Genomic DNA, 24,633 nt, shown 5'->3' with positions numbered 1-24,633 from the left:
GAGACCGGGCCTGACCGCGTTTCGTCCACAGCCCGGGGCCGTGCGTGCCCGTGGGGCCGGGCGGACCGTCCGGGCGTAGGCTCGGGGCCTGGGATGTCCTCCGGGAAGCAGGAGGCCCCGGCAAAGACGGCCACAACGCTTAAGGAACCACCTGATGGAGCTTGGTCTCGTCGGTCTCGGCAAGATGGGCGGCAACATGCGCGAGCGCATCCGCCGCGCAGGCCACACCGTCATCGGATACGACCGCAACCCGGACCTCGCGGATGTCCACAGCCTGCGGGAACTTGTGGACAGCCTGCAGTCCCCCCGCGTCGTGTGGGTGATGGTCCCGGCCGGTGCCGCGACGCAGTCCACCGTCGACGAGCTCGCGGAGCTGCTCTCGATCGGCGACGTCGTCGTCGACGGCGGCAACTCCCGCTGGACGGACGACGAGAAGCACGCCGCGGAGCTGGCCGCCAAGGGCATCGGCTTCGTCGACTGCGGTGTCTCCGGCGGCGTGTGGGGCCTGGAGAACGGCTACGCGCTGATGTACGGCGGCGCCAAGGACCACGTCGCGCGGGTCCAGCCGGTCTTCGACGCCCTCAAGCCCGAGGGCGAGTTCGGCGCCGTACACGCCGGCAAGGTCGGCGCGGGCCACTTCGCGAAGATGGTCCACAACGGCATCGAGTACGCCATGATGCAGGCCTACGCCGAGGGCTGGGAGCTCCTGGAGAAGGTGGACTCGGTCACCGACGTCCGCGAGGTGTTCCGCTCCTGGCAGGAGGGAACGGTCATCCGCTCCTGGCTGCTGGACCTGGCCGTGAACGCCCTCGACGAGGACGAGCACCTGGAGCAGCTGCGCGGCTTCGCGCAGGACTCGGGCGAGGGCCGCTGGACGGTGGAGGCGGCGATCGACAACGCCGTGCCGCTGCCCGCGATCACCGCCTCGCTGTTCGCACGCTTCGCGTCGCGCCAGGACGACTCCCCGCAGATGAAGATGATCGCCGCGCTGCGCAACCAGTTCGGCGGCCACGCGGTCGAGAAGAAGTAGCAGCAGCGCGAACCAGCAGCACGAACCAGCGGTACGAGAAGTCAGCAGTACAGAAGTCAGCAGAAGAAGGAAGCCGGGGGAGGTCGGCGCCGCATGCACGTTTCGCATCTCTCATTGGCCGACTTCCGCTCGTACGCCCGGGCCGAGGTTCCCCTCGACCCGGGCGTCACGGCTTTCGTGGGCCCCAACGGCCAGGGCAAGACCAACCTCGTCGAGGCCATCGGCTACCTCGCGACGCTGGGCAGCCACCGGGTCTCCTCGGACGCCCCGCTCGTCCGCATGGGCGCGGACCGGGCGATCGTCCGCGCCGCGGTGACCCAGGGCGAGCGCCAGCAGCTGGTCGAGCTGGAGCTCAACCCGGGGCGGGCGAACCGCGCCCGGATCAACCGCTCCTCGCAGGTCCGGCCGAGGGACGTGCTGGGGATCGTACGGACGGTCCTGTTCGCCCCCGAGGACCTGGCCCTGGTGAAGGGCGACCCCGGGGAGCGGCGCCGCTTCCTGGACGAGCTCGTCACCGCGCGCTCGCCGCGGATGGCCGCGGTCCGCTCCGACTACGAGCGGGTGCTCAAGCAGCGCAACACCCTGCTGAAGTCGGCGGCGATGGCCCGCAGGCACGGCGGCCGCTCCATGGACCTGTCCACGCTCGACGTGTGGGACCAGCACCTGGCGCGCGCAGGCGCCGAGCTGCTGGCGCAGCGACTGGACCTGATCGCGACCCTGCTGCCGCTGGCGGACAAGGCCTACGAGCAGCTCGCACCCGGCGGCGGCCCGCTGGGGCTCGCGTACCGCTCCTCGGCCGGCGAGCCGGTGGACAGCGGCGAGGCGCGCACCCGCGAGGCGCTGTACGAGGCGCTCCTGGCGGCCCTGGCCGAGGTGCGCAAGCAGGAGATCGAACGGGGCGTGACCCTGGTCGGCCCGCACCGCGACGACCTGCTGCTGCGGCTGGGGGAGCTCCCGGCCAAGGGGTACGCCAGCCACGGCGAGTCCTGGTCGTACGCGCTGGCGCTGCGGCTGGCCTCGTACGAGCTGCTGCGCTCGGAGGGCAGCGAGCCGGTGCTGATCCTCGACGACGTGTTCGCGGAACTGGACGCGCGGCGCCGGGAGCGGCTGGCGGAGCTGGTGGCTCCCGGCGAGCAGGTCCTGGTGACGGCGGCGGTGGACGACGACGTCCCGGGCGTGCTCGCGGGGGCGAGGTTCGGGGTGTCCGGCGGTGAGGTGACCCGGCTGTGAGCGAGCAGGACAAGGAGCCGCGCAAGGCCCCGGAGGTCTCCGGGGTGGACCTCGCACGGCAGGCGCTGGCGGCGGCGCGGGAGCAGGCCCGGGCCCGCGGGAACGCGGCGGCCGGGAAGAAGCGGCAGCAGCCGGGGCTGCGCTCCGGCGCCCGTGCGGACGGCCGCGACCCCATGCCGCTGATGGCCGCCCTGGACCGGCTGCGCACCGAGCGCGGCTGGGAGATGCCGATGGCGGTGGCGGGCGTGATGGAGCGCTGGCCGGAGATCGTCGGCCCGGACATCGCGGCGCACTGTGAACCGGAACGCTACGAGGACCGTGAACTTGTCGTCCGGTGCGATTCCTCGGCGTGGGCCGCACAGCTGAAGCTGCTGGCCCCGCAGCTGGTCGCGCGACTGAACGCGGATCTGGGGCAGGGCACGGTGCGGTTGATCAAGGTGCAGGGACCGGGCGGCAGGCCCAAGGGGTACGGGCCCTGGCGGGCGCCGGGCAGTACGGGCCCGGGGGACACGTACGGCTGAGCGGGACAGGACCGGGCGCGTACGGGTCCCCGGATCCTCCCCGGGCGGACCCGCGATTGTCCTCGGGCAAACCCGCGATCCTCCTCGGGCAAACCCGCGATCCTCCTCGGGCGGACCCGTGATCCTCCCCGGGCAGCCTTCCGGCCCCTGGAAGGACGGACTTCCGGCCCTTCGCGGACCGGCTTCCGGTCCTTCGGGGACGGTCCGGAGATCCCTTCGCGGACGGTCCGCCGCCGCCCTCGGCACGACGATCACGGGTGGTGTCCCTCACGGTAGCCGGAGGTTGACAGGCCGAAGCGCTGGATGCCCGCGTGAGCCTCTTTGAGCCCCTTCCCGGATATGGGGGAGTCGGAGAGAGGAGGTTCAGGGCGGCACATGCGGACTCAGGTACCGGCAAACCCCCATTCATGTCGGTGGTACCGGTAGACTGAAGCGAATCCCGCCCACTAGCGGGATCACCTGTTCAGTACCGCTGACAAAAGCTGACAACGCAGATCGACGCAGCCGCTCCTGCTTGCATGCCTGCTGGCCCGGAGTACGGCCTGTGCTGTGCCAGAAAGGGCGCTTCGTGGCCGATTCCGGCAACCCCAACGAGAAGAACGAGTCCACAGTCGACGGCGAGGCCGGGGAGGCGAACCAGTCCTCGTACACCGGCAGCAACATCCAGGTCCTCGAGGGCCTGGATGCGGTCCGCAAGCGGCCCGGCATGTACATCGGATCGACGGGTGAGCGCGGTCTGCACCACCTCGTCTACGAGGTGGTCGACAACTCGGTCGACGAGGCGCTGGCCGGGCACGCGGACACCATCGACGTGACGATCCTCGCCGACGGCGGCGTGCGCGTGGTCGACAACGGCCGCGGCATCCCCGTCGACATCGTGCCGTCCGAGGGCAAGCCCGCCGTCGAGGTCGTGCTGACGGTCCTGCACGCGGGCGGCAAGTTCGGCGGCGGCGGCTACGCGGTCTCCGGCGGTCTGCACGGTGTGGGTGTCTCCGTCGTGAACGCCCTGTCGACGAAGGTCGCGGTCGAGGTCCGGCGTGACGGCTACCGCTGGACCCAGGACTACAAGCTCGGCGCCCCGACCGCTGCCCTGCAGCGGAACGAGGAGACCGACGCGAGCGGCACCACGGTCACGTTCTGGGCCGACGGCGACATCTTCGAGACGACCGAGTACTCCTTCGAGACGCTCTCGCGGCGCTTCCAGGAGATGGCCTTCCTGAACAAGGGCCTGACCCTGTCGCTGACGGACGAGCGCGAGTCGGCGAAGGCCACGATGGGCGCGGACTCGGCCGACGAGACCGACGACGACAAGGCGCGCACCGTCAAGTACTACTACGAGGGCGGCATCGTCGACTTCGTGAAGTACCTCAACGCGCGCAAGGGTGAGCTCATCCACCCGACCGTCATCGACGTCGAGGCCGAGGACAAGGAGCGGATGCTCTCGGTCGAGATCGCGATGCAGTGGAACTCGCAGTACACGGAGGGTGTCTACTCCTTCGCGAACACGATCCACACGCACGAGGGCGGTACCCACGAAGAGGGCTTCCGCGCCGCGCTGACGGGTCTGGTCAACCGCTACGCGCGCGACAAGAAGCTGCTGCGCGAGAAGGACGACAACCTCGCCGGCGAGGACGTCCGCGAGGGTCTGACGGCGATCATCTCGGTCAAGCTGGGCGAGCCCCAGTTCGAGGGCCAGACGAAGACCAAGCTGGGCAACACGGAGGCCAAGACCTTCGTGCAGAAGGTCGTCCACGAGCACCTCAACGACTGGTTCGACCGCAACCCGGTCGAGGCCGCGGACATCATCCGCAAGGCGATCCAGGCGGCCACGGCCCGCGTCGCGGCCCGCAAGGCCCGTGACCTGACGCGCCGCAAGGGCCTCCTGGAGAGCGCATCGACAAGATCCTCCAGAACACCGAGGTCCAGGCGCTGATCAGTGCCTTCGGCACGGGCGTGCACGAGGACTTCGACATCGAGAAGCTCCGCTATCACAAGATCATCTTGATGGCGGACGCCGACGTCGACGGCCAGCACATCAACACCCTGCTGCTGACCTTCCTCTTCCGCTTCATGCGGCCGCTGGTCGAGGCGGGTCACGTGTACCTGTCCCGCCCGCCGCTGTACAAGATCAAGTGGGGCCGGGACGACTTCGAGTACGCGTACTCGGACCGCGAGCGCGACGCGCTGGTGGAGCTCGGCAAGCAGAACGGCAAGCGGATCAAGGAAGACTCGATCCAGCGCTTCAAGGGTCTGGGCGAGATCGGCCAGGTCACCCTGGACGACGCCGCGCAGGCCGACGACCTGTTCTCGGTGCTGATGGGTGAGGACGTCGAAGCCCGGCGCTCCTTCATCCAGCGCAATGCCAAGGACGTCCGCTTCCTCGACATCTGAGTCGGCTCAGCTGACCGCCTGAAAGGACTTCTGACCAGCAATGGCCGACGAAATCACCCAATCCGCAGAGAACGCCGAGAACGCAGAGAACACCGCCGAGGAGCAGCCCGTGCTGCGCATCGAGCCCGTCGGGCTCGAGACGGAGATGCAGCGCTCCTACCTCGACTACGCGATGTCCGTCATCGTGTCCCGCGCGCTGCCCGACGTACGGGACGGCCTCAAGCCGGTCCACCGTCGTGTGCTGTACGCGATGTACGACGGCGGCTACCGGCCCGAGAAGGGCTTCTACAAGTGCGCCCGCGTCGTCGGCGACGTCATGGGCACGTACCACCCGCACGGTGACTCCTCGATCTACGACGCCCTGGTCCGCCTGGCCCAGCCGTGGTCGCTGCGCATGCCGCTGGTGGACTCCAACGGCAACTTCGGCTCCCCGGGCAACGACCCGGCCGCCGCGATGCGCTACACCGAGTGCAAGCTCATGCCGCTGGCCATGGAGATGCTCCGGGACATCGACGAGGAGACCGTCGACCTCACGGACAACTACGACGGCCGCAACCAGGAGCCGACGGTCCTGCCGGCGCGCTTCCCGAACCTGCTGGTCAACGGCAGCGCCGGCATCGCGGTCGGTATGGCCACCAACATCCCGCCGCACAACCTGCGCGAGGTCGCGGCCGGCGCCCAGTGGGCGCTGGAGCACCCGGAGGCCTCGCACGAGGAGCTCCAGGACGCGCTCATCGAGCGGATCAAGGGCCCGGACTTCCCGTCCGGCGCCCTGGTCGTGGGCCGCAAGGGCATCGAGGAGGCGTACCGGACCGGGCGCGGCTCCATCACGATGCGCGCGGTGGTGGAGGTCGAGGAGATCCAGAACCGCCAGTGCCTGGTGGTCACCGAGCTCCCGTACCAGACCAACCCCGACAACCTCGCGCAGAAGATCGCGGACCTGGTCAAGGACGGCAAGGTCGGCGGGATCGCCGACGTCCGCGACGAGACGTCCTCGCGGACGGGCCAGCGCCTGGTCATCGTCCTGAAGCGGGACGCGGTCGCCAAGGTCGTGCTGAACAACCTGTACAAGCACACCGACCTGCAGACGAACTTCGGCGCGAACATGCTGGCGCTCGTGGACGGCGTGCCGCGCACGCTGTCGATCGACGCCTTCATCCGCCACTGGGTGACGCACCAGATCGAGGTCATCGTCCGGCGCACCAAGTTCCGCCTGCGCAAGGCGGAGGAGCGCGCGCACATCCTGCGCGGTCTGCTCAAGGCGCTGGACGCGATCGACGAGGTCATCGCGCTGATCCGGCGCAGCAACACCGTCGAGATCGCGCGCGAGGGCCTGATGGGCCTCCTGGAGATCGACGAGATCCAGGCGAACGCGATCCTGGAGATGCAGCTGCGGCGCCTGGCGGCACTGGAGCGGCAGAAGATCGTCGCCGAACACGACGAGCTCCAGGCCAAGATCAACGAGTACAACGCGATCCTGGCCTCCGAGGAGCGCCAGCGCCAGATCGTCAGCGAGGAACTCGCGGCCATCGTCGAGAAGTTCGGCGACGACCGGCGCTCCAAGCTGGTGCCCTTCGACGGTGACATGTCCATGGAGGACCTGATCGCCGAAGAGGACATCGTCGTCACGATCACGCACGGCGGCTACGTCAAGCGGACCAAGACCGAGGACTACCGCTCGCAGAAGCGCGGCGGCAAGGGCGTGCGCGGTACGAAGCTGAAGCAGGACGACCTGGTCGACCACTTCTTCGTCTCCACCACGCACCACTGGCTGCTGTTCTTCACGAACAAGGGCCGGGTCTACCGGTCCAAGGCGTACGAGCTCCCGGACGCGGGCCGCGACGCCCGCGGGCAGCACGTGGCGAACCTGCTGGCCTTCCAGCCGGACGAGAAGATCGCCCAGATCCTCGCGATCCGCGACTACGAGGCCGCGCCCTACCTGATCCTGGCCACCAAGGGCGGCCTGGTGAAGAAGACGGCGCTCAAGGACTACGACTCGCCCCGTTCGGGTGGCGTCATCGCCATCAACCTCCGGGAGACGGAGAACGGGGGCGACGACGAGCTGATCGGCGCCGAGCTGGTGTCCGCCGAGGACGACCTGCTGCTGATCAGCAAGAAGGCGCAGTCGATCCGCTTCACGGCGACCGACGACGCGCTGCGCCCGATGGGCCGCGCCACTTCGGGCGTGAAGGGCATGAGTTTCCGCGAGGGTGACGAACTGCTCTCCATGAGCGTGGTCCGGCCCGGTACGTTCGTCTTCACCGCGACCGACGGCGGCTACGCCAAGCGGACGCCGGTCGACGAGTACCGCGTGCAGGGCCGTGGCGGTCTGGGCATCAAGGCTGCCAAGATCGTGGAGGACCGCGGGTCCCTCGTCGGGGCGCTCGTGGTGGACGAAACGGACGAGATTCTCGCCATCACGCTCGGCGGTGGTGTGATTCGTACGCGCGTCAACGAAGTCAGGGAGACCGGCCGTGACACCATGGGCGTCCAGCTGATCAACCTGGGCAAGCGCGATGCCGTGGTCGGCATCGCTCGCAACGCCGAGGCCGGTCAGGAAGCTGACGAGGTCGACGAGATCGAGACAGAGACCGGGACCGAGGCGGCCGACGGACAGGCCGCCGAGGCCGCCGAGGGCACTGAGCCCTCGGCCGGGGAGCACGAGGAGTAAGTCGTGAGTGGAGCCACGGGCGCCGGACCGGCCAAGACTGGAGCGAACGGTGCCCGTGGCACCGCCGCGGACTCCCAGGGGGGAACCGTGACGGACACCCGAGGGCCGCAGTCCCAGGCCGGCGCAGGCGCCGACCAGGACCGGCCCGCGCAGCCCTACCAGCCGCCGCAGGCCTATGCCGCGCCCTCGGGCCCGGGGGCGCCGCGCGGCGGCTCCGCGGCCTCCGCGCAGCGCAAGCCGCGTACGGGGGCCCGTACGGCGCCCCGGACGCGCAAGGCGCGGCTGCGGGTGGCGAAGGCCGACCCGTGGTCGGTGATGAAGGTCAGCTTCCTGCTGTCGATCGCGCTGGGCGTGTGCACCGTCGTGGCGGCCGCGGTGCTGTGGATGGTCATGGACGCGATGAGCGTCTTCTCGACCGTCGGCGGCACCATCAGCGAGGCGACCGGGTCGAACGAGAGCAACGGCTTCGACCTCCAGTCGTTCCTTTCGCTGCCCCGGGTGCTGATCTTCACCTCGGTGATCGCGGTGATCGACGTGGTGCTGGCGACGGCCCTCGCGACGCTCGGCGCGTTCATCTACAACCTGTCGGCAGGGTTCGTCGGCGGCGTGGAGCTCACGCTGGCCGAGGACGAGTGACCTGCTGATTGACCTGCGGGGAAGCCCCCGGGGAACGGATTTTGGCTGTACCCGCTCTGTGCGCTAATCTTCAGGAGTCAGCGCGCAGCGCGGATGGGGCTATAGCTCAGTTGGTTAGAGCGCATCCCTGATAAGGATGAGGCCACAGGTTCAAATCCTGTTAGCCCCACAGTGTCGAAGACCCCCAGGCCAAGGCCTGGGGGTCTTTGTCGTAGGGCCAGTTGACGGGCCGGGTAGCGGTCGCCAGGGCACCGATCGATAACGACCGGTGTGTATTGTTGGGCGCCAGAAGTCCCCTACGTCAACGAAAGACGAGGTCGCGCGGTGAAGAAGCTGCTCCTGGTCGCACTGGCCGCCATCGGCGGGCTCCTCGTGTACCGCCAGATCCAGGCGGACCGCGCCGAGCAGGACCTGTGGACGGAGGCAACTGACTCCGTGCCCTCTGGTTCCGGTGTGTGAGACCGAAGGCTGATCCTCATGAAGCCCCGGCTGCCGCTGCGGCCGGGGCTTTGTGCTGTTCTGTGACAAAAAGTTACGTTATGCAAAGATTTGGCTTGCGCGAGCAAAGTCGGGGTGGACGTGATGGGTCGGGTACGGACGGCAGTGCGGGCGGGAGCCGTGGCGGGGGCGGCGGCCCTGGGCCTGGCGGCCGGTGCACCGGGGACGGCCGGCGCGGCGAGCGCGGCTGAGACGGCGCCGCAGCCGGCCCCGACGTACCGGGCCGCGGACGGCGCGAAGGCGGTCGAGGGCGGGTCCTCCTCGGCGGACGCCCCGCAGATCGACCCGGGCAGCGCCTACGCGGACACGATCGCCCCCGGGGAGCGCGTGTACCGGCTGGTCCTGGAGAAGGACGAGTCCAACGTCTACGTCTCTGCCGTGGTGCGGCCCCCCGCGGGCGCGAAGGTCACCGGCAGCGACGGCATCGAGGTGGAGCTCATGACCACCGCCGGGCGCTCCTGCCCGGGCAGTACCGGCCGGGCGAGCTTCGGCTACGACGCGGTGCCCATCAGCGCCGCCGGCGTCCGCTGGGGCGCGGAGGACAAGGACTGCGCGCCCGCCGGGGTCTACTACGCCAAGGTCACCCGCACCGCGGTCAAGGGCTCGGACCAGAGCCCCTGGCCGCTGGAGCTCAAGGTCCAGCGGGAGCCGGGGCGGGGCGCGGGCGGCCCCACCGCCGCGCCCAGCAGCTGGCCTTCGGGTGCTCCGGCGCTGCCCGGCACCGAGCCGGTGGCCCGTACCGGCGGCACCGGCTTCAACGACGCCCGTGCCCTGGGCGCCGGGGTGTGGCGCGACGAGATGCGGCCCGGGCAGACCCGCTTCTACCGGGTCCCGCTCGACTGGGGCCAGCAGTTGGGCGTCGGCGCCGAACTCGCCGCCGCCAAGCTGACCAAGGAGTACGGCTCCGCCTCCAACGGGCTCACCGTGTCCCTCTACAACCCCTACCGCGGCCTGGTCTCGTACGAGGACGTCTCCTACGACGGCAAGCAGGCCGGGATCACCCTGGAGAAGACCCCGCCCGTCGCCTACGAGAACCGCTTCTCCAGCGACCGGGACGTCCAGCCCGCGGCGGTGGCCGGCTGGTACTACGTCGCGGTCACGATGGGCGCGAAGGTCTCCGACTTCACCGAGGACGCCGTACCCGTGCCGCTGACCCTGCGCCTCGACCTGGTGGGCACGCCCGCCAAGGCGCCCGCGTACAAGGAGAGTCCGGCCGCCGCCGGCTTCGCGGTCGGCGCCGAGGAGCGGGCCGCCGCGAAGGAGGGCCTGACCGCGCCGGAGGCCGCCGCGGCCGCCGACGAGCGCTCCGTGATGCGGGTCGTGGCCGGAGCGGGCTTCTCCGCCGGGGCGCTGCTGCTGCTCGTCCTCGGCGGCTGGATCCTGCTGGCGAGGCGCGGCCGGGGTGCTACAGCTGCGTGAGGGCCCAGGTGCCCACGGCGAAGCAGAGCAGCGCCAGGGCGAGGATCCCGGCCGTCACCTTGGCCGGGGGCGGGGCGATGGAGCCCGTACGGGCCGCCGGGTGCGCGGCGGTGACGGGCTCGGGCAGCGGGCCGGTCGGGACGGGGGGCGGCAGGTGGAAGCTGCCCGTCTCGGAGGGCCCGTACCCGGAGGGGCCGTACGCGGACACCGGGGCCGGGGCGCCGACCGGAGCGGCGGCTGCCGGGACGGGCGGGGCTGCCGGGGTGGCAGGGCCCGGGAACGGCATCGGCACGGTGCCGCGCGGATCGGTACGGGAGGCCTCGGCTGTGGCGCCCGGGGTCCCCGAGAGGCCCGAGGCGGCTGTGGGGGCGCCCGGTACCGGCGCGGCGGCCGTGGGTGCCTCGGGCGTCACCGCAGCCGTGCTCTGGGGCCCCTGAGGGCCGAAACCGGCCGGGAGCGGTCCCAGTTGGTCGAACACCTCCACCGGGTCCTCGTCCGGGGCGGCCGGCGGCAGCAGCTCCACGGCCTCGGCAAGGGCCTTGCGTGCCCCCGTGGCCGTACGGAACCGGCTCTGCGGGTCGGGCTGGAGGAGACCGGCGAGGACGTCCCACAGGGGCGCGGGAACGCCTTCCGGGGCGCCGGGGGTCCCGTGGGCGAGGAAATGCTCCACCAGGGCCTGGGAGTCGGGTTTGCGGCCCTGGAGCAGGTACAGGGCGACCAGTCCGACGGCGAACAGGTCGGCCGGGAAGTCGGGCTCGGCGCCCATGAGTTGTTCGGGGGCGAAATAACCCGGCGTGCCGACCACGTAGTTGGTCTCGGTCAGCCGGGGCTCGCCCTTGCGCATCGAGATGCCGAAGTCGGACAGCCGCAGGTGCGGCCGTCCGGTCCCGGTGGCCTCCATCAGGATGTTGGCCGGTTTGATGTCGCGGTGGACGACGCCCTCCGCGTGCACCGCCGCCAGCCCCGACAGCAGCTGGTCGAGCAGCGCGCACACGAAACGGGGCGGCAGCGGCCCGTAGTCCCCGATCACGTGGGCGAGGGAACCGCCGCCGACGAGGTCCATCGTGAAGAGGACCTTGTCGTCGTCGGCCGCCCAGCTGGCCGGGGCCAGCACGTGCGGGTGGTCGATGCGCAGGGCCTGCTCCCGCACGAAGCGCAGGAGCGTGTGGGCGTCGCTCTGCAGGAGCACCTTGGCCGCCACGTACCGGCGGCGCCGGTGGTCCCAGGCGCGCCAGACGGCGCCCGCGCCACCGCGCCCGATCGGATCGATCAGCTCGTACCGACCGGCGAAGACCTCACCCATCGCTGTGCCCGTCCCCCGTCACCCGTTGTCCGCCGCCGTGCGTGTCAGTTCTGGTGGGCCTCGTAGTGGGCGACCGCGTCGGCGGTGCGGCCCGCGCCGTACACCCGGAGGAACTCTGCCAGTTCCGGGTGGCTGGGGGCGAGGGAGTCCGCCGCGTCGATGATGTCGCCGGCCGCCGAGACCGAGCGCAGCAGCGACTGGATCTCCCGGACGACGCGCTTGACGGTGGGGGCGCCGGAGCTGGTGGTGGTCTGCCCGCTGCTGCTGAGCACGGATCCGCCCTGGGTCTTCTTGATCTCGTCCATCCGGTCGGTGGCCTCCGCCGCGCTGACGCTCCCGTCGGCCACCTGGCCGGCGAGGTCCTGGAGGGCCTGTACGCGCTGGACCACGGCAGGATTGCCGATCTTGGCGCGCTGGCCGCTCATCAGCTGGGACAGCATGGGCGCCGACAGTCCGAGGACGGCAGCGAGGCGAGCCTGGTTCAGACCGAGATCATCTATGAGCCGACGGAAGAGCGCTCCCAGCGGCTCCCCGTACCAACTGCGCTGAAGTTCTCTGGCTCTGGCCGTAGCCTCTTGCTGTACTGCGTCCACGCTTACTACTCCCCTTCGCTGGTGCGAACCTCGCGAGCATCTTACGGAGCGTGGTCGCGGGGCGGGAGTCCCTATCATTTTGCGGGATGAGGGGGTACACCCGGTACTCTGTTCTGCGGAACGACCGCTCCCCGTCCGGGGTACGGTCATACCCGTTTCACGGGGCCTTAGCTCAGTTGGTAGAGCGCTGCCTTTGCAAGGCAGATGTCAGGAGTTCGAATCTCCTAGGCTCCACACGTAAAGCCCCCTGTGACCTGCGAAAACGCAGATCACAGGGGGCTTTTTGCGTATCCCGTCACCTCAACGCTGCACGTCGGGGCGTCAGTTCTGCGGGGTGCGGGTGGGGCGCAGGAGGGTGGCCGTCAGGGTGATCGCCGTCAGGAGGAGGGCGGCGCCGAGGGCGAAGGCGAGGTGGTAGCCGCCGGTGAGGGCTTCGGCCGGGGTGGCGCCCCGGTCGGTCAGGGACTCGGTGCGGGAGGCCGCCAGGGTGGAGAGGACGGCCACGCCGAGGGCCATGCCGATCTGCTGGGTGGTGTTGAACAGGCCCGAGGCGAGTCCCGCGTCCCCGTCGCCGGAGCCGGACATGCCCAGGGTCGTGAGGGCGGGCAGGGCCAGGCCGAAGCCGGCGGCCAGGAGCATCACCGGGAGCAGGTCGGTGACGTAGTCGGCGTCCACCGGCAGCCGGGTCAGCAGGCCGAGGGCGAGGGCGAGCAGGGCGAGACCGGCGAGCAGGACCCGGCGTTCGCCGAAGCGGGCGTTCAGGCGGGCCGAGACCCCGAGGGAGACCGCGCCGATCACCAGCGCCGCGGGAAGCATGGCGAGGCCCGTCCCGGCGGCTCCGTAGCCCTTGACCTTCTGGAGGTAGAGGGCGACCAGGATCTGGAAGGAGAAGAGCGCGGCCACCATCAGCATCTGGACCAGGTTCGCCCCGACGACGGTCCGCGAGCGGAAGATCCGCAGGGGTACCAGCGGGGTCCGGGCCCGGGCCTGGCGCAGGATGAAGGCGGCCAGCAGGGCGAGGGAGAGGGCGCCGAGGCCGAGGGTGTGCGGGGAGGTCCAGCCGTACTGCTCCACCTCGACGACGGTGTAGATGCCCAGCATCAGCCCGGCGGTGACCAGGACCGCACCGATGACGTCGGCGCCGGCGCGCAGTCCGAGGCCCTGGTCGGAAGGGAGTGCGGGGCGGGCCAGCAGGAGGGCGGCGAGCCCGATCGGCAGGTTGATGAAGAAGATCCAGTGCCAGTCGAGGGCGTCGGTGAGGACCCCGCCGAGCACCTGGCCCAGGGAGGCCCCGGCCGCCCCGGTGAAGGAGAACACGGCGATGGCCTTGGCGCGTTCGCGGGGCGCGGTGAACAAGGTGACCAGGATGCCCAGGCCGACGGCGGAGGCCATGGCGCTGCCCAGTCCCTGGAGGAAGCGGGCGGCGATCAGGACGCCGGGGGAGGCGGCGAAGGCGGCGAGCACCGAGGCGCCGGTGAAGACGGTGGTCCCGGCCAGGAACATCCGCTTGCGGCCGATCAGGTCGCCGAGCCGGCCGGCGAGGAGCAGCAGGCTGCCGAAGGCGATCAGGTAGGCGTTGACCACCCAGCTCAGGCCGGCGGGGGTGAAGCCCAGGTCGTCCTGGATAGCGGGCATCGCGACGGTGACGATGCTGCCGTCGAGGATCGTCATCAGCATGCCCGTGGAGAGCACGGTGAGGGCGGTCCAGCGGGAGCGCAGTCCGCGCGGGGCGGCGCTCGCACCGGCCCCGGCGGCGGTGGACGCCGCCTCGCCGACGGCGGTGGACGCGGGATCGGTGGACGCGGGGGCGGTGGAGGGGGAAGCGGCAGGCATCGGTCTCTCCAGTCAGTGAGGGCGACTGGTGTGACCGTAGCAGATAGTTTCGTTGCAGACTATTTTCTTCGGAACAAAGATTAGGGTGGAGTCATGACTGCGATGGCGCCCACCCGGACCGAGCCCGACCTCTCCTTCCTCCTGGACCACACCAGCCATGTGCTGCGCACCCGTATGGCAGCTGCACTGGACGAGATCGGGCTCACCGCCCGGATGCACTGCGTCCTCGTGCACGCCCTGGAGGAGGAGCGCACCCAGATCCAGCTGGCGGAGATCGGCGACATGGACAAGACGACGATGGTCGTCACCGTGGACGCCCTGGAGCAGGCCGGACTGGCCGAGCGCCGGCCCTCCGGCAAGGACCGCCGGGCCCGGATCATCGCCGTCACCGACAAGGGCGCGGCCGTCGCGCGGCAGAGCACCCGGATCGTCGACCGGGTGCACGCGGACGCCCTCGCCGCCCTTCCCGAAGCCGACCGCGCCGCCCTGCTGCGGGTCCTCGGACTCCTGGCCGAAGGGGACCTGGGCACGCCCTCCGACAGCCCCCGCCCGGCGCGCCGCGCCCGGCAGTGACCCGGCCGTCGTGTCCCCCGGACGGCCCAGTCACTGGGCCGCCCGGCGCCCGGTGTCCGACAGTGGGGGAAGGCATCGCGCCGAGGGGGAAACACCACGCCGGAGGCGTACAGACATGGGAATCTTCGACTTCCTGAAGTCCGACAAGAAGAAGCACGAGGCCGCCGAGAAGGCGAAGGAGCAGGTCCAGGAGCAGGCGTCGGCCGGGACGAAGCCTGCTGCGAGTCCGGCGTCCGACGCCGCCTCGGCCACCCGTGCGGCCGCCGAGCGCATGGCGGCCGCAGCGCCGCCCAAGCCCGCGCCGAAGGCCGCGCCCGCGATGCCGAGCCCCTCGTCGGCCGCGCACAAGGCCGTCCCCGCCGCCCCCAGGCCGGCCGGGATGCCGCCGAAGCCCTCCGCGGCTGCCAGCCGACCCGGGGCCGCGCACACCCCGACGCCCGGCTCGGCGGCGCACAAGGCCGTGCCCGCGTCTCCGATGAAGCCCGCGCCCGCGGCCAAGAAGCGCACGTACACGGTCAGGCCCGGCGACTCGCTGTCCCTGATCGCCCGCCGCGAGCTCGGCAACGAGGGCCGATGGCGCGAGCTCTACGCCATGAACAAGGGCGTCGTGGGCCCCAACCCCGACCTGATCCGCCCCGGCATGATCCTCACCCTTCCCTCCTGACAGGGCGGAAGCCGACAGGGCGAGAAAGACGAAGGGGCCCGGATCCGTTCCAGGATCCGGGCCCCTTCGTCCACAAGCCTCAGAACTGCTTGTCGTCCGTGGCAGATCCCGGCCCGGGGTCCGCCTCGCGCTCCTTCTCCGCCAGCTCGTCGTCGAAGCTCGCCGGTCCGGAGTCGTGCGCCGACAGCTCGGTGGCCGCCGGCGGTTCGACGAGCCAGTCCGGGTTCGACTGCTGGTCCCACCACTTCCAGACCACGAACGCGCCGCCGGCCACCAGCCCGACCAGGGCCACCGCCTTGAGCACCCGGCCCGTACGGGCCCGCCGCTCGTGACGGCGCACCAGGCGCTGGATCTCCTTGGGCGTCACCTGGCCGCGCAGCGCAGCGAAGGCGGCCGTCGAGCGGGACGCGGCCTCCTCGGCCACCGGCTGAGCCGCCGCGAACGCGCTCTCGATCCGCGGCTGCGTGTACTCGGCCGCCTGCCGGGCCGCCTCGCGCGTCTGCCTCACCGCCTTCGTCGCCGCCCGGTCCACATTCGGCGGCACGTGCGTGCGCGCCGCCTTGAGCCGTGGGTGTACGTGGCAGTCGTAGGTGGTGCGCGCCTGCCGTGCGGCCTCGTTGGCCGCGTACGACACCCGGGGCGCCAGCCGCTCGTTCGCCTCATGCGCGTAGTGCACCGCGGCATCCTTGGCGGACTCTGCGTACGGCGCCACCACTTCCGCCGCGTGCCTCACACTCTCCCTGGCGCTCTCGGCTGCCAGGCGCACGCTGTCCTTGCCGGTCACGGGATCCTCCTCCTCGGTGGCGGACACAGTTCACCTTTCCACCCTTTGTCGGATCATGCCTGCCCTACCGCCACCGGGCATGCGTGACAGGGCATACGGGTGGACGATTTTCTGTGCCGTGCTGCGCTCCGTGGGAAGATCTGGACCGACAGTGATGACTATGGAAGGCAGATCCGTGGCCGAGAAGCTCTACGCCACCCTGAAGACGAACCACGGCGACATCGAGATCGAGCTGCTGCCCAACTTCGCGCCGAAGACCGTCCGGAACTTCGTGGAGCTGGCGACGGGTGCCCGCGAGTGGACCCGCCCCACCGACGGCCAGAAGACCACGGACCCGCTGTACGACGGCACCGTCTTCCACCGGGTCATCAGCGGCTTCATGATCCAGGGCGGCGACCCGCTCGGCAACGGGACCGGCGGCCCCGGCTACCAGTTCGCCGACGAGTTCCACCCCGACCTGGCCTTCACCAAGCCCTACCTGCTGGCCATGGCCAATGCCGGGCCGGGCACCAACGGCTCGCAGTTCTTCATCACCGTCGCCCCCACCGCCTGGCTGACGCGCAAGCACACCATCTTCGGCGAGGTCACCGACGCGGCCAGCCGGAAGGTCGTGGACGCCATCGCCGGCAGCGCCACCAACCCGCGCACCGAGCGCCCCCTCGACGACGTGGTCATCCAGTCCGTCGTCGTGGAGAAGCGCGCCGTCGACAAGCGCTGACCCCTCGGCCCGGCCGGCCGCCGGGAACCTTCCGCCCTGCCCGTCCGTCCTGGATACATACCGGACCTGACCGAGGGGACCGATGGACACCGACCGTCTGCCGCGCTGCTACCGCCACCCGGACCGTGACACGGGGATCAGCTGCACGCGCTGCGAGCGCCCGATCTGCCCCCAGTGCATGATCAGCGCGTCGGTGGGCTTCCAGTGCCCCGAGTGCGTACGGGACGGGTCGGGGACCGGGCACCGTCCGGTCGCCAATGCGCCGCGCACCCTGGCGGGCGGGGTGGTCGCCGATGACCCTCAGCTCGTCACCAAGATCCTGATCGCGATCAACGTCGCGGTGTTCTTCGTGAGCCTGCTCGCCCCGGCCGTCGTGATCCATCTGGAGCTGCTCGGCCGCTACCGGGAACTCGGCCGCCCCGTCGAAGGGGTCGCCACCGGCGAGTACTACCGCCTGCTGAGCTCGGTGTTCCTGCACGTCGACTGGTGGCACATCATCGGCAACATGATCGGCCTGTGGGTCATCGGCGGCCCGCTGGAGGCGGCGCTGGGCCGGTCCCGCTACCTCGCCGTGTACCTGCTGTCGGGCCTGGGCGGCAGCGCCCTCGTCTATCTGCTGACCGCGCCCAACACGCCGACCCTCGGTGCGTCCGGGGCCGTCTTCGGCCTGCTCGGCGCCACCGTGGTGCTGGCCCGCCGCCTGCGGTACGAGATGCGGCCGGTGCTGATCATGGTCGCGCTGATGCTGGTGCTGACCTTCGTGCCGCTCGGCGGGTCGCTGTCGGTGTCCTGGCAGGCCCACGTCGGCGGCCTGATCACCGGTGCGCTGGTGGGTCTGGGCATGCTCGGGCCTTCCGCAGGAAGGAACCGGGCGCTCGTGCAGTGGGGCACCTGTGTGGTGGTGTTCCTGCTGGTGACCGCGGTGATCCTGGTCCGCACGGCGGATCTCACGGCACTCACCTGATCACACCGGCGTCAACTCTCCACAGAGTTATCCACAGATCTTCTGTCTTTTCCTCAGGTGTGGATGACGCTGTGGATAACTCTTGGGGAGAGCTTCCGTCAGAGACCGGTTACTGCTACTTCCACTGCGTGGAGACGCCGAATCCCGCCGCGATGAAGCCGAAACCGACCACGATGTTCCAATTGCCCAGCGCCTCGACGGGCAGCTGGGTATCGGTCACGTAGAAGACGACGATCCAGGCCAGTCCGATGAGGAAGAACGCCAGCATCACCGGGGCGACCCAGCTGCGGTTCGTCAGCCTGATCGTCTGCGCCTGCTTCGCCGGCGGCGGCGTGTAGTCGTCCTTCTTGCGGATACGTGACTTCGGCACGAGGGGCTCTCCTGTCGATGCGCTGGGGACCTTGCCTGCCCCGGGCGTCCGTTAGCGTAGTGGACCTGTGGCGTTGAAGGAGAAGGGTACGTTGAGCAATTCCGACGACTCCTCCGCGGGTCCCCGTCGCCGTGCCAGACCGGTCCGGCTGCTGACGGCCGCCGTCTTCGCCCTGGCAGGCCTCATCTTCGTCACCAGTTTCAACACCTCCAAGGGTACGAACATCCGCACGGACGCGTCACTCCTGAAGCTGTCCGACCTCATCGAGGAGCGCAGTCAGAGCAACGCGGAGCTGGAGCAGAGCCTCGGGCCGGTCCGCAGCCGGGTGGACACCCTCGCCGAGCGCGACGACGGCCGGACCAAGGCCGAGGACGCCGAGCTGGCCGGCCTGCGCGCCGCCGCGGGCACCGAGGAGCTGTCGGGCAAAGGACTGACGGTCACCCTCAACGACGCGCCGCCGAACGCCACCGCCCGCATCCCCAACGTGCCCGAGCCGCACCCGAACGACCTGGTGATCCACCAGCAGGACCTCCAGGCCGTGGTGAACGCGCTCTGGCAGGGCGGTGCCCAGGGCATCCAGGTCATGGACCAGCGGCTCATCTCCACCAGCGCCGTGCGCTGCGTGGGCAACACCCTGATCCTCCAGGGCCGGGTCTACTCGCCCCCGTACAAGATCTCGGCGGTCGGCGACCCGGGCGTGCTGCGCAAGGCGCTCGCCGCCTCCCCGGCCCTGCAGAACTACCAGCTGTACGTGAACGCGTACGGCCTCGGCTGGAAAGTGGACGAGCACAAGGCGCTGACACTTCCCGGCTACTCCGGCACAGTGGACCTCCACTATGCGAAGCCGGTGGCGCCCACGCCCTGACCACGTCCGTCCTGACGTCGTACTGCGCCTGGTGGTACGGACGTTCAGCGAGGTGTGCCTGACGGCGGGCACGCTGATCGTGCTGTTCGTGGCGTACGTCCTGCTGTGGACCGGGGTCAAGGCTGACCGGGCCATGGACGGGGAGATGGAGCGCCTGCGCGACGGCTGGTCGGCGGCGGCGCCCGCGGCCGCCCCGCAGCCGCCCCCCACCCGGCCCGAGGCGCAGCCGCAGCCCCAGCCCGCGCCGGAACCGGAGGCCTACCCGGCGGGCCGGGCCTTCGCCGAGATGTACGTCCCGCGCTTCGGGAAGGACTGGAACAAGCCGGTCCTTCAGGGCACGGGCACCGAGCTGCTGAAGAAGGGCCTGGGCCACTACGAGGGCACCGCCCGGCTCGGCGCCACCGGGAACTTCGCGGTCGCGGGCCACCGGCGGACCTACGGAGACCCCTTCAAGGACTTTCCCCGGCTGCGGACCGGCGACGAGGTGATCCTCAAGGACGCGGACACCTGGTACACGTACACGATCCGGGGCGGCCCGCTGCGCACCCTGCCGACCGACGTCGCCGTGGTCGACCCGGTGCCGGCCAGATCGCCCTTCACGACGCCCGGCCGCTACCTGACGCTGACCACCTGCGATCCCGAATGGGGCCACAGCCACCGGCTGGTCGTCTGGGCGGAGCTGACCGCCACCCGGCCTGCGGCGCAGGGCAGACCTGAGGGTTTGCCGAGCTGACCCCCCTGGTCGGGCCGCTGCCTTTAGTCTGTTCGCGTACCGCCCCTGCGGTGCGGGAACGATCGTGGACGAAAAGGGAAACAGACGGAATGTACGGCTGGATCTGGCGGCATCTGCCGGGAAACGCGTGGGTCCGCGCGCTGATCTCACTCGTACTGGTCCTCGGGGTGGTGTTCGTACTGTTCCAGTACGTCTTCCCGTGGGCCGAGCCGCTCCTTCCGTTCAACGATGTGACGGTGGACGAGGGATCGGGAGTCACTCCGTGAGCGCGCGCATTCTGGTTGTGGACAACTACGACAGCTTTGTCTTCAACCTGGTCCAGTACCTCTACCAGCTCGGCGCCGAATGCGAGGTGCTGCGCAACGACGAGGTGGAGCTCGCGCACGCGCAGGACGGCTTCGACGGGGTCCTGCTCTCCCCCGGCCCGGGTACCCCGGAGGAGGCGGGCGTCTGCGTCGACATGGTCCGGCACTGCGCGCAGACGGGCGTTCCGGTCTTCGGCGTCTGCCTCGGCATGCAGTCGATGGCGGTCGCGTACGGCGGGGTCGTGGGCCGGGCCCCCGAACTGCTCCACGGCAAGACCTCGCCGGTGGTGCACGAGGGGCTGGGGGTCTTCGAGGGACTGCCCTCGCCCTTCACCGCGACCCGCTACCACTCCCTGGCGGCCGAGCCCCTGACCCTCCCGGACGCGCTGGAGGTCACGGCGCGGACCGAGGACGGGATCATCATGGGGCTGCGCCACCGGGAGCACGACGTGGAAGGCGTGCAGTTCCACCCCGAGTCGGTGCTGACCGAATGGGGTCACCGGATGCTCGCGAACTGGCTGGTGCGCTGCGGTGACGCGGGTGCCGTGGACCGCTCGGTGGGGCTGGCCCCGGTGGTGGGCAAGGCCGTCGCGTGACGGCGGTCGCGCCGTCCGCGCCCACCCAGGGCCGGGCCGCGCGGCGCAGGGCGGCCCAGGAGGCCGCGAAGCAGGCTGCCAGGGCGGCGCGCAGGCGGGGCGGCCGGCGCCGCAGGCGGCCGGCGTCGGGCGGACCACTGGTCGTCGCGAGCCGCCTGGGCGGTGAGCTGTTCATCACCCTGGGCCTGGTGATGCTGCTGTTCGTGGCCTACCAGCTCTGGTACACGAACCTCCTGGCGCAGCGGACGGCCGACGGGGCGGCCGGATCGCTGGAGCAGACCTGGCAGCGGGACACGAGCGGCGGCGGCGCGGCCGCTCCGCCGGTGTCTGCGTTCGAGCCGGGGCAGGGCTTCGCGATCCTGCACATCCCGAAGCTGGACGTGAAGGTGCCTGTCGCGGAGGGCATCAGCAAGCCGAAGGTGCTGGACCGGGGGATGGTCGGGCACTACGGCGAAGGTGCGCTGAAGACCGCGATGCCCTCGGACCCGCAGGGCAACTTCGCGGTGGCGGGACACCGCAACACGCACGGCGAGCCCTTCCGCTTCATCAACCGGCTGGTGCCGGGGGACCCCGTGGTGGTCGAGACCCGGGACGCCTACTACACCTACGAGATGACCTCGTCGCTGGCGCAGACCCCGCCGACCAACGTGGCGGTGATCAAGCCGGTTCCGGAGGGTTCCGGTTTCACGTCCCCCGGCCGGTACATCACGCTGACGACCTGCACCCCCGAGTTCACCAGCACCTATCGGATGATCGTATGGGGCAGGATGACCGACGAACGCCCCCGCAGCCAGGGCCCTCCGCCCGCGCTGGACAGCCCGTAGCCGCCCGAAGGACGAATCAGCAGTGTCTCGTGCCCGCCGCCGCCGCGCCGCCGCGCCGCCTCCCCACCGCAGTGTGCTCGCCGGGTTCCTGAGCCTGCTGGGCGAGGTCCTGATCACGGTGGGCCTCGTGCTGGGCCTCTTCGTGGCCTACTCCCTGTGGTGGACGAACGTGCTCGCCGACCGGCAGGCATCGGCCCGGGGCGACGAGATCCGCCAGCAGTGGCAGACCCCCTCCCCCGGCTCCTCCGAGCCCGCCCAGCCGGGGGCCCTGGACACCAAGGACGGGGTCGGCTTCCTGCACGTGCCGGCCATGAAGAACGGCGAGGTGCTGGTCAAGCCGGGCACGTCGCCGGAGGTCCTCAACGACGGCGTCGCGGGCTACTACACGGAGCCGGTGAAGTCGGCGCTGCCCTGGGACGAGAAGGGGAACTTCTCCCTCGCCGCGCACCGGGACGGGCACGGCGCGAAGTTCCACAACATCGACAAGGTGAAGAACGGCGACGCGATCGTCTTCGAGACCCGGGACACCTGGTACGTCTACAAGGTCTTCGCCGAGCTGCGCCAGACCTCCAAGTACAACGTGGACGTGATCAACCCGGTCCCGAAGGAGTCGGGCAAGACCGCTCCGGGGCGCTACATCACGCTGACGACCTGCACCCCGGTGTACACCTCGAAGTACCGCTACATCGTGTGGGGCGAGCTCGTACGGACCGACAAGGTGGACGCGCAGCGCACGCTGCCCCCGGAACTGCGCTGACCACACCTGCCACAGGGGCCGCGGAAGGCCCCTGGAGGCCGCTGTACCGCCGAACGCGGAAGGCCCGGCACCCCAGGGGTGCCGGGCCTTCCGCGTCTGCGGGACGAGCGTCAGCGGCCGCGGCCGCCGGTCAGGCCTCCGAAGAAGCCTCCGCCGTTGTTGCCGCCGTTGTTGTTGCCGCCGTCCTGCTGGCCGCCGCCGCCGAAGGTGGTGACGTTGACCGTCCCTCCGGTGGCGATCGGCTGGCCTGCGGCCGGGTCGGACAGGACGACGATCGCGTTGTCGTCCGTGGGGCCGGTGACGACCCGGCCGAAGACCAGACCCTTGGCGGTCAGTTCCTGCTTGGCCTGGGCGACGGTCTTGCCACCCAGGTTCGGCACCTGGACCTGCTGCGCGGCCTTGGCGATCGTGATGTTGACCGTCTTGCCCACCTCGAGCTGCTCGCCCGCGGCGAACTGCTGCGCGATGACCGTCTTGGGCGTGGCCCCGGGGGACTCGGTCTCGGTGGTGCTGCCCAGCTTGAGCTTGGCGTCGGTGAGCAGCTTGGACGCCTGCTCCTTCGTCTTGCCCATCAGGTCCGGGACCTGTGCCTTCGACTGCTCCTTGGCGACGGTCAGCGTGACGAGGGAGCCCTCTTCCGCCTCGCTGCCGCTCTTGGGGTTCTGGTCGAAGACGGTGCCCGGGGTGCGCTCGGACTCCTGGAGCTTGCGGTCGACCTGGAAGCCCTTGTCCTTCAGGGCCTTCTCCGCCTCTTCGTACTTGAGGTTCAGCACGTCGATGACCGAGACCTTGGGCGAGCCCGAGGAGACCTTCACCTTGACCGAGGAGCCCTCGTCGACCTTGGTGCCGGCCTCCGGGGACTGCGAGCAGATGTTGCCCTTGGGCTGGCCCTTGCAGGCGACGTCGGCTTCCTTCTCGACCTTGATCCCGACGTTGTCGCCGCTCTTCTGCGCCTGTTCGAGGGTCTGGCCGACGAACTTGGGCACGGCGGGCCGGTTGTCGGCGTTCCCGCTGAAGAGGGAGCGGCCGATGAGGATCGCGCCGACGAGGACGAGGATGCCGGCGGCCACGAGCAGGATCGTGGAGGCCTTGCTCTTCTTCTGCCGCCGGTGCGGGCCCTGGTCGTAGCCGCCGTGGCCCTGGTCGCCGTACCCGTACCCGCCGTCGCCGGGGGGCATGGGCGGCATCATCGAGGTCTGGCCGGAGTCGGCCGTGCGCAGGGCGGTGGTGGGCTGGTCGTAGCCCTGGTGTCCGTAGCCGTGGCCCTGGTCGGGGTAGCCGTAGCCGGCCGCGCCCATGGAGGCGGTGGCGGCGACGGGCTGGCCGTCGAGGCAGGCCTCGATGTCGGCCCGCATCTCGTCGGCGGACTGGTAACGGTAGTCGGGGTCCTTGACCAGGGCCTTGAGGACGATGGCGTCCATCTCGGGCGTGATCTCGGAGTCGAAGTTCGACGGCGGCTGCGGCTCTTCCCGTACGTGCTGGTAGGCGACGGCCACGGGGGAGTCGCCGACGAACGGGGGCCGGACGCTGAGGAGCTCGTACAGCAGGCAGCCCGCGGAGTACAGGTCGGAGCGCGCGTCGACCTGCTCGCCCTTGGCCTGCTCGGGGGAGAGGTACTGCGCCGTGCCGATGACGGCGGCGGTCTGCGTCATGGTCATGCCGGAGTCGCCCATGGCGCGGGCGATGCCGAAGTCCATGACCTTGACCTGGCCGGTACGGGTGAGCATGACGTTGGCCGGCTTGATGTCACGGTGGACGATGCCGGCGCGGTGGGAGTACTCCAGCGCCTGGAGGATGCCGATGCACATCTCCAGGGTGCGCTCGGGCAGCAGCTTGCGGCCGGAGTGCAGGAGCTCGCGCAAGGTGGAGCCGTCGACGTACTCCATCACGATGTAAGGGATGGAGATGTTGTCGACGTAGTCCTCGCCGGTGTCGTAGACAGCGACGATCGCCGGATGGTTCAGCGATGCGGCCGACTGGGCCTCGCGGCGGAACCGGGCCTGGAAGGACGGGTCGCGGGCGAGGTCGGCGCGCAGGGTCTTGACGGCGACGGTACGGCCGAGCCGGGTGTCGTGGGCGAGGTAGACCTCGGCCATGCCACCACGGCCGAGCACGTGGCTCAGCTCGTACCGGCCGCCGAGGCGACGCGGCTCTTCCATAACGTTGCAGCCCTCTCCGTCAGTCCCGACCGCACCTGTGTGTGGTCCGGCGGTGTGCTGTTCGCGCAAAGGCTACCGGCCGATCGTCAGTGATCGGCTCGCGACCACAGGCTGATGCCGGACCGGTACCGTACGCTCGGATCCGGACGGGAGCAGTGACGCAGCTCACTTGTGTGCCGCCCCACTGCTCGCCCCC

Annotated in this window: 22 protein-coding genes, 2 tRNA genes and 2 pseudogenes; 20 read left to right on the top strand and 6 right to left on the bottom strand. The window is 70.4% G+C overall.

Annotated features, from left to right (window positions below):
• The first annotated feature begins 154 nt into the window (after positions 1 to 154).
• The 9 genes and pseudogenes from gnd to IO30_RS0109585 all read left to right on the top strand — a co-directional run bounded on the left by gnd (position 155) and on the right by IO30_RS0109585 (position 10,396).
• A complete protein-coding gene (gene gnd, locus IO30_RS0109625) occupies positions 155 to 1,030 on the top strand; it encodes a phosphogluconate dehydrogenase (NAD(+)-dependent, decarboxylating) (RefSeq protein ID WP_031141287.1) in 876 nt (291 codons plus the stop codon).
• A gap of 93 nt (positions 1,031 to 1,123) precedes the next feature.
• Positions 1,124 to 2,260, top strand: a complete 1,137-nt coding sequence (recF, locus tag IO30_RS0109620) for a DNA replication/repair protein RecF (protein ID WP_031141285.1) — start codon at positions 1,124 to 1,126, stop codon at positions 2,258 to 2,260.
• On the top strand, positions 2,257 to 2,781 hold the full coding sequence (locus IO30_RS0109615; RefSeq protein WP_031141283.1) for a DciA family protein: 525 nt from the start codon (positions 2,257 to 2,259) through the stop codon (positions 2,779 to 2,781). Before recF ends, IO30_RS0109615 begins: the two co-directional genes overlap by 4 nt.
• A 544-nt stretch (positions 2,782 to 3,325) precedes the next feature.
• Positions 3,326 to 5,172 (top strand): annotated as a pseudogene (locus IO30_RS40320) (ATP-binding protein).
• Positions 5,173 to 5,317: 145 nt separating this feature from the next.
• Positions 5,318 to 7,843, top strand: a complete 2,526-nt coding sequence (gyrA, locus tag IO30_RS0109605) for a DNA gyrase subunit A (protein ID WP_237403515.1) — start codon at positions 5,318 to 5,320, stop codon at positions 7,841 to 7,843.
• Positions 7,844 to 7,930: 87 nt separating this feature from the next.
• Positions 7,931 to 8,479, top strand: coding sequence for a DUF3566 domain-containing protein (locus tag IO30_RS0109600; protein ID WP_031141279.1), 549 nt, complete (start codon positions 7,931 to 7,933; stop codon positions 8,477 to 8,479).
• A 95-nt stretch (positions 8,480 to 8,574) separates the two neighbouring features.
• Positions 8,575 to 8,648 (top strand) — tRNA-Ile (locus IO30_RS0109595).
• A gap of 155 nt (positions 8,649 to 8,803) precedes the next feature.
• Complete coding sequence (locus IO30_RS43230; RefSeq protein ID WP_208809277.1) at positions 8,804 to 8,938, top strand: DLW-39 family protein; 135 nt, start codon at positions 8,804 to 8,806, stop codon at positions 8,936 to 8,938.
• Between the two features lie 123 nt (positions 8,939 to 9,061).
• Positions 9,062 to 10,396, top strand: coding sequence for a hypothetical protein (locus IO30_RS0109585; RefSeq protein WP_031141276.1), 1,335 nt, complete (start codon positions 9,062 to 9,064; stop codon positions 10,394 to 10,396).
• Here the strand turns inward: IO30_RS0109585 and IO30_RS0109580 are convergent.
• The gene (locus IO30_RS0109580) at positions 10,383 to 11,699 is read right to left on the bottom strand and encodes a serine/threonine-protein kinase (protein ID WP_031141274.1); all 1,317 of its coding nucleotides are present in this window, start codon (positions 11,697 to 11,699) and stop codon (positions 10,383 to 10,385) included. The two genes, IO30_RS0109585 and IO30_RS0109580, sit on opposite strands and share 14 nt — an antisense overlap.
• Before the next feature lie 44 nt (positions 11,700 to 11,743).
• Positions 11,744 to 12,292 carry a transcriptional regulator gene (locus IO30_RS0109575; protein ID WP_031141273.1) on the bottom strand — a complete coding sequence of 183 codons (549 nt, stop codon included), beginning with the start codon at positions 12,290 to 12,292 and terminating at the stop codon, positions 11,744 to 11,746.
• Positions 12,293 to 12,453: 161 nt separating this feature from the next.
• Here IO30_RS0109575 and IO30_RS0109570 point away from each other — a divergent pair.
• Positions 12,454 to 12,526, top strand: a tRNA-Ala gene (locus IO30_RS0109570).
• Positions 12,527 to 12,613: 87 nt separating this feature from the next.
• On the opposite strand, the gene IO30_RS0109565 is transcribed toward IO30_RS0109570, so the two are convergent.
• On the bottom strand, positions 12,614 to 13,969 hold the full coding sequence (locus IO30_RS0109565) for an MFS transporter (RefSeq protein WP_031154576.1): 1,356 nt from the start codon (positions 13,967 to 13,969) through the stop codon (positions 12,614 to 12,616).
• 249 nt (positions 13,970 to 14,218) lie between these two features.
• On the opposite strand from IO30_RS0109565, the gene IO30_RS0109560 reads away from it, so the two are divergent.
• Complete coding sequence (locus IO30_RS0109560) at positions 14,219 to 14,698, top strand: MarR family winged helix-turn-helix transcriptional regulator (protein ID WP_031141269.1); 480 nt, start codon at positions 14,219 to 14,221, stop codon at positions 14,696 to 14,698.
• A gap of 115 nt (positions 14,699 to 14,813) precedes the next feature.
• Positions 14,814 to 15,362 carry a LysM peptidoglycan-binding domain-containing protein gene (locus IO30_RS46860; RefSeq protein ID WP_037893569.1) on the top strand — a complete coding sequence of 183 codons (549 nt, stop codon included), beginning with the start codon at positions 14,814 to 14,816 and terminating at the stop codon, positions 15,360 to 15,362.
• A 79-nt stretch (positions 15,363 to 15,441) separates the two neighbouring features.
• Here IO30_RS46860 and IO30_RS0109550 read toward each other — a convergent pair whose 3' ends face one another.
• Complete coding sequence (locus tag IO30_RS0109550; protein ID WP_037893635.1) at positions 15,442 to 16,146, bottom strand: DUF5324 family protein; 705 nt, start codon at positions 16,144 to 16,146, stop codon at positions 15,442 to 15,444.
• A 175-nt stretch (positions 16,147 to 16,321) separates the two neighbouring features.
• On the opposite strand from IO30_RS0109550, the gene IO30_RS0109545 reads away from it, so the two are divergent.
• Both IO30_RS0109545 and IO30_RS0109540 read left to right on the top strand, forming a co-directional pair.
• On the top strand, positions 16,322 to 16,864 hold the full coding sequence (locus tag IO30_RS0109545) for a peptidylprolyl isomerase (RefSeq protein WP_031141264.1): 543 nt from the start codon (positions 16,322 to 16,324) through the stop codon (positions 16,862 to 16,864).
• 82 nt (positions 16,865 to 16,946) lie between these two features.
• Positions 16,947 to 17,828, top strand: a complete 882-nt coding sequence (locus IO30_RS0109540; RefSeq protein ID WP_031141262.1) for a rhomboid family intramembrane serine protease — start codon at positions 16,947 to 16,949, stop codon at positions 17,826 to 17,828.
• A gap of 115 nt (positions 17,829 to 17,943) precedes the next feature.
• On the opposite strand, the gene crgA is transcribed toward IO30_RS0109540, so the two are convergent.
• On the bottom strand, positions 17,944 to 18,198 hold the full coding sequence (gene crgA / locus IO30_RS0109535; protein ID WP_030225155.1) for a cell division protein CrgA: 255 nt from the start codon (positions 18,196 to 18,198) through the stop codon (positions 17,944 to 17,946).
• A 91-nt stretch (positions 18,199 to 18,289) separates the two neighbouring features.
• On the opposite strand from crgA, the gene IO30_RS0109530 reads away from it, so the two are divergent.
• The 6 genes and pseudogenes from IO30_RS0109530 (at position 18,290) to IO30_RS0109505 (ending at position 22,278) form a co-directional block, all read left to right on the top strand.
• The gene (locus tag IO30_RS0109530) at positions 18,290 to 19,063 is read left to right on the top strand and encodes a DUF881 domain-containing protein (RefSeq protein WP_031141259.1); all 774 of its coding nucleotides are present in this window, start codon (positions 18,290 to 18,292) and stop codon (positions 19,061 to 19,063) included.
• Positions 19,035 to 19,796 carry a class E sortase gene (locus tag IO30_RS0109525; protein WP_051859360.1) on the top strand — a complete coding sequence of 254 codons (762 nt, stop codon included), beginning with the start codon at positions 19,035 to 19,037 and terminating at the stop codon, positions 19,794 to 19,796. The genes IO30_RS0109530 and IO30_RS0109525 overlap by 29 nt, the downstream gene beginning before the upstream one ends.
• An 89-nt stretch (positions 19,797 to 19,885) precedes the next feature.
• Entirely contained in the window at positions 19,886 to 20,062 is a 177-nt protein-coding gene (locus IO30_RS45900; RefSeq protein WP_031141255.1) for a hypothetical protein, read from the top strand.
• Positions 20,059 to 20,697 (top strand): aminodeoxychorismate/anthranilate synthase component II, encoded by a 639-nt coding sequence (locus tag IO30_RS0109515; protein ID WP_031141253.1) that lies wholly within the window; start codon positions 20,059 to 20,061, stop codon positions 20,695 to 20,697. The genes IO30_RS45900 and IO30_RS0109515 overlap by 4 nt, the downstream gene beginning before the upstream one ends.
• Positions 20,676 to 21,521 (top strand): annotated as a pseudogene (locus IO30_RS0109510) (class E sortase); the annotation flags it as partial. The gene IO30_RS0109515 and the pseudogene IO30_RS0109510, both read left to right, overlap by 22 nt.
• Before the next feature lie 22 nt (positions 21,522 to 21,543).
• Positions 21,544 to 22,278 carry a class E sortase gene (locus IO30_RS0109505; RefSeq protein WP_031141250.1) on the top strand — a complete coding sequence of 245 codons (735 nt, stop codon included), beginning with the start codon at positions 21,544 to 21,546 and terminating at the stop codon, positions 22,276 to 22,278.
• A 110-nt stretch (positions 22,279 to 22,388) separates the two neighbouring features.
• Here IO30_RS0109505 and pknB read toward each other — a convergent pair whose 3' ends face one another.
• Positions 22,389 to 24,437, bottom strand: coding sequence for a Stk1 family PASTA domain-containing Ser/Thr kinase (gene pknB / locus IO30_RS0109500; protein WP_031141248.1), 2,049 nt, complete (start codon positions 24,435 to 24,437; stop codon positions 22,389 to 22,391).
• Between the last annotated feature and the right edge of the window lie 196 nt (positions 24,438 to 24,633).

Origin of the sequence: Streptomyces xanthophaeus, from assembly GCF_000725805.1 — a bacterium.
Lineage (GTDB): Bacteria > Actinomycetota > Actinomycetes > Streptomycetales > Streptomycetaceae > Streptomyces > Streptomyces xanthophaeus.
Note: the sequence above shows the minus strand (reverse complement) of the source record. Positions and strands in the feature narration are given on the sequence as shown.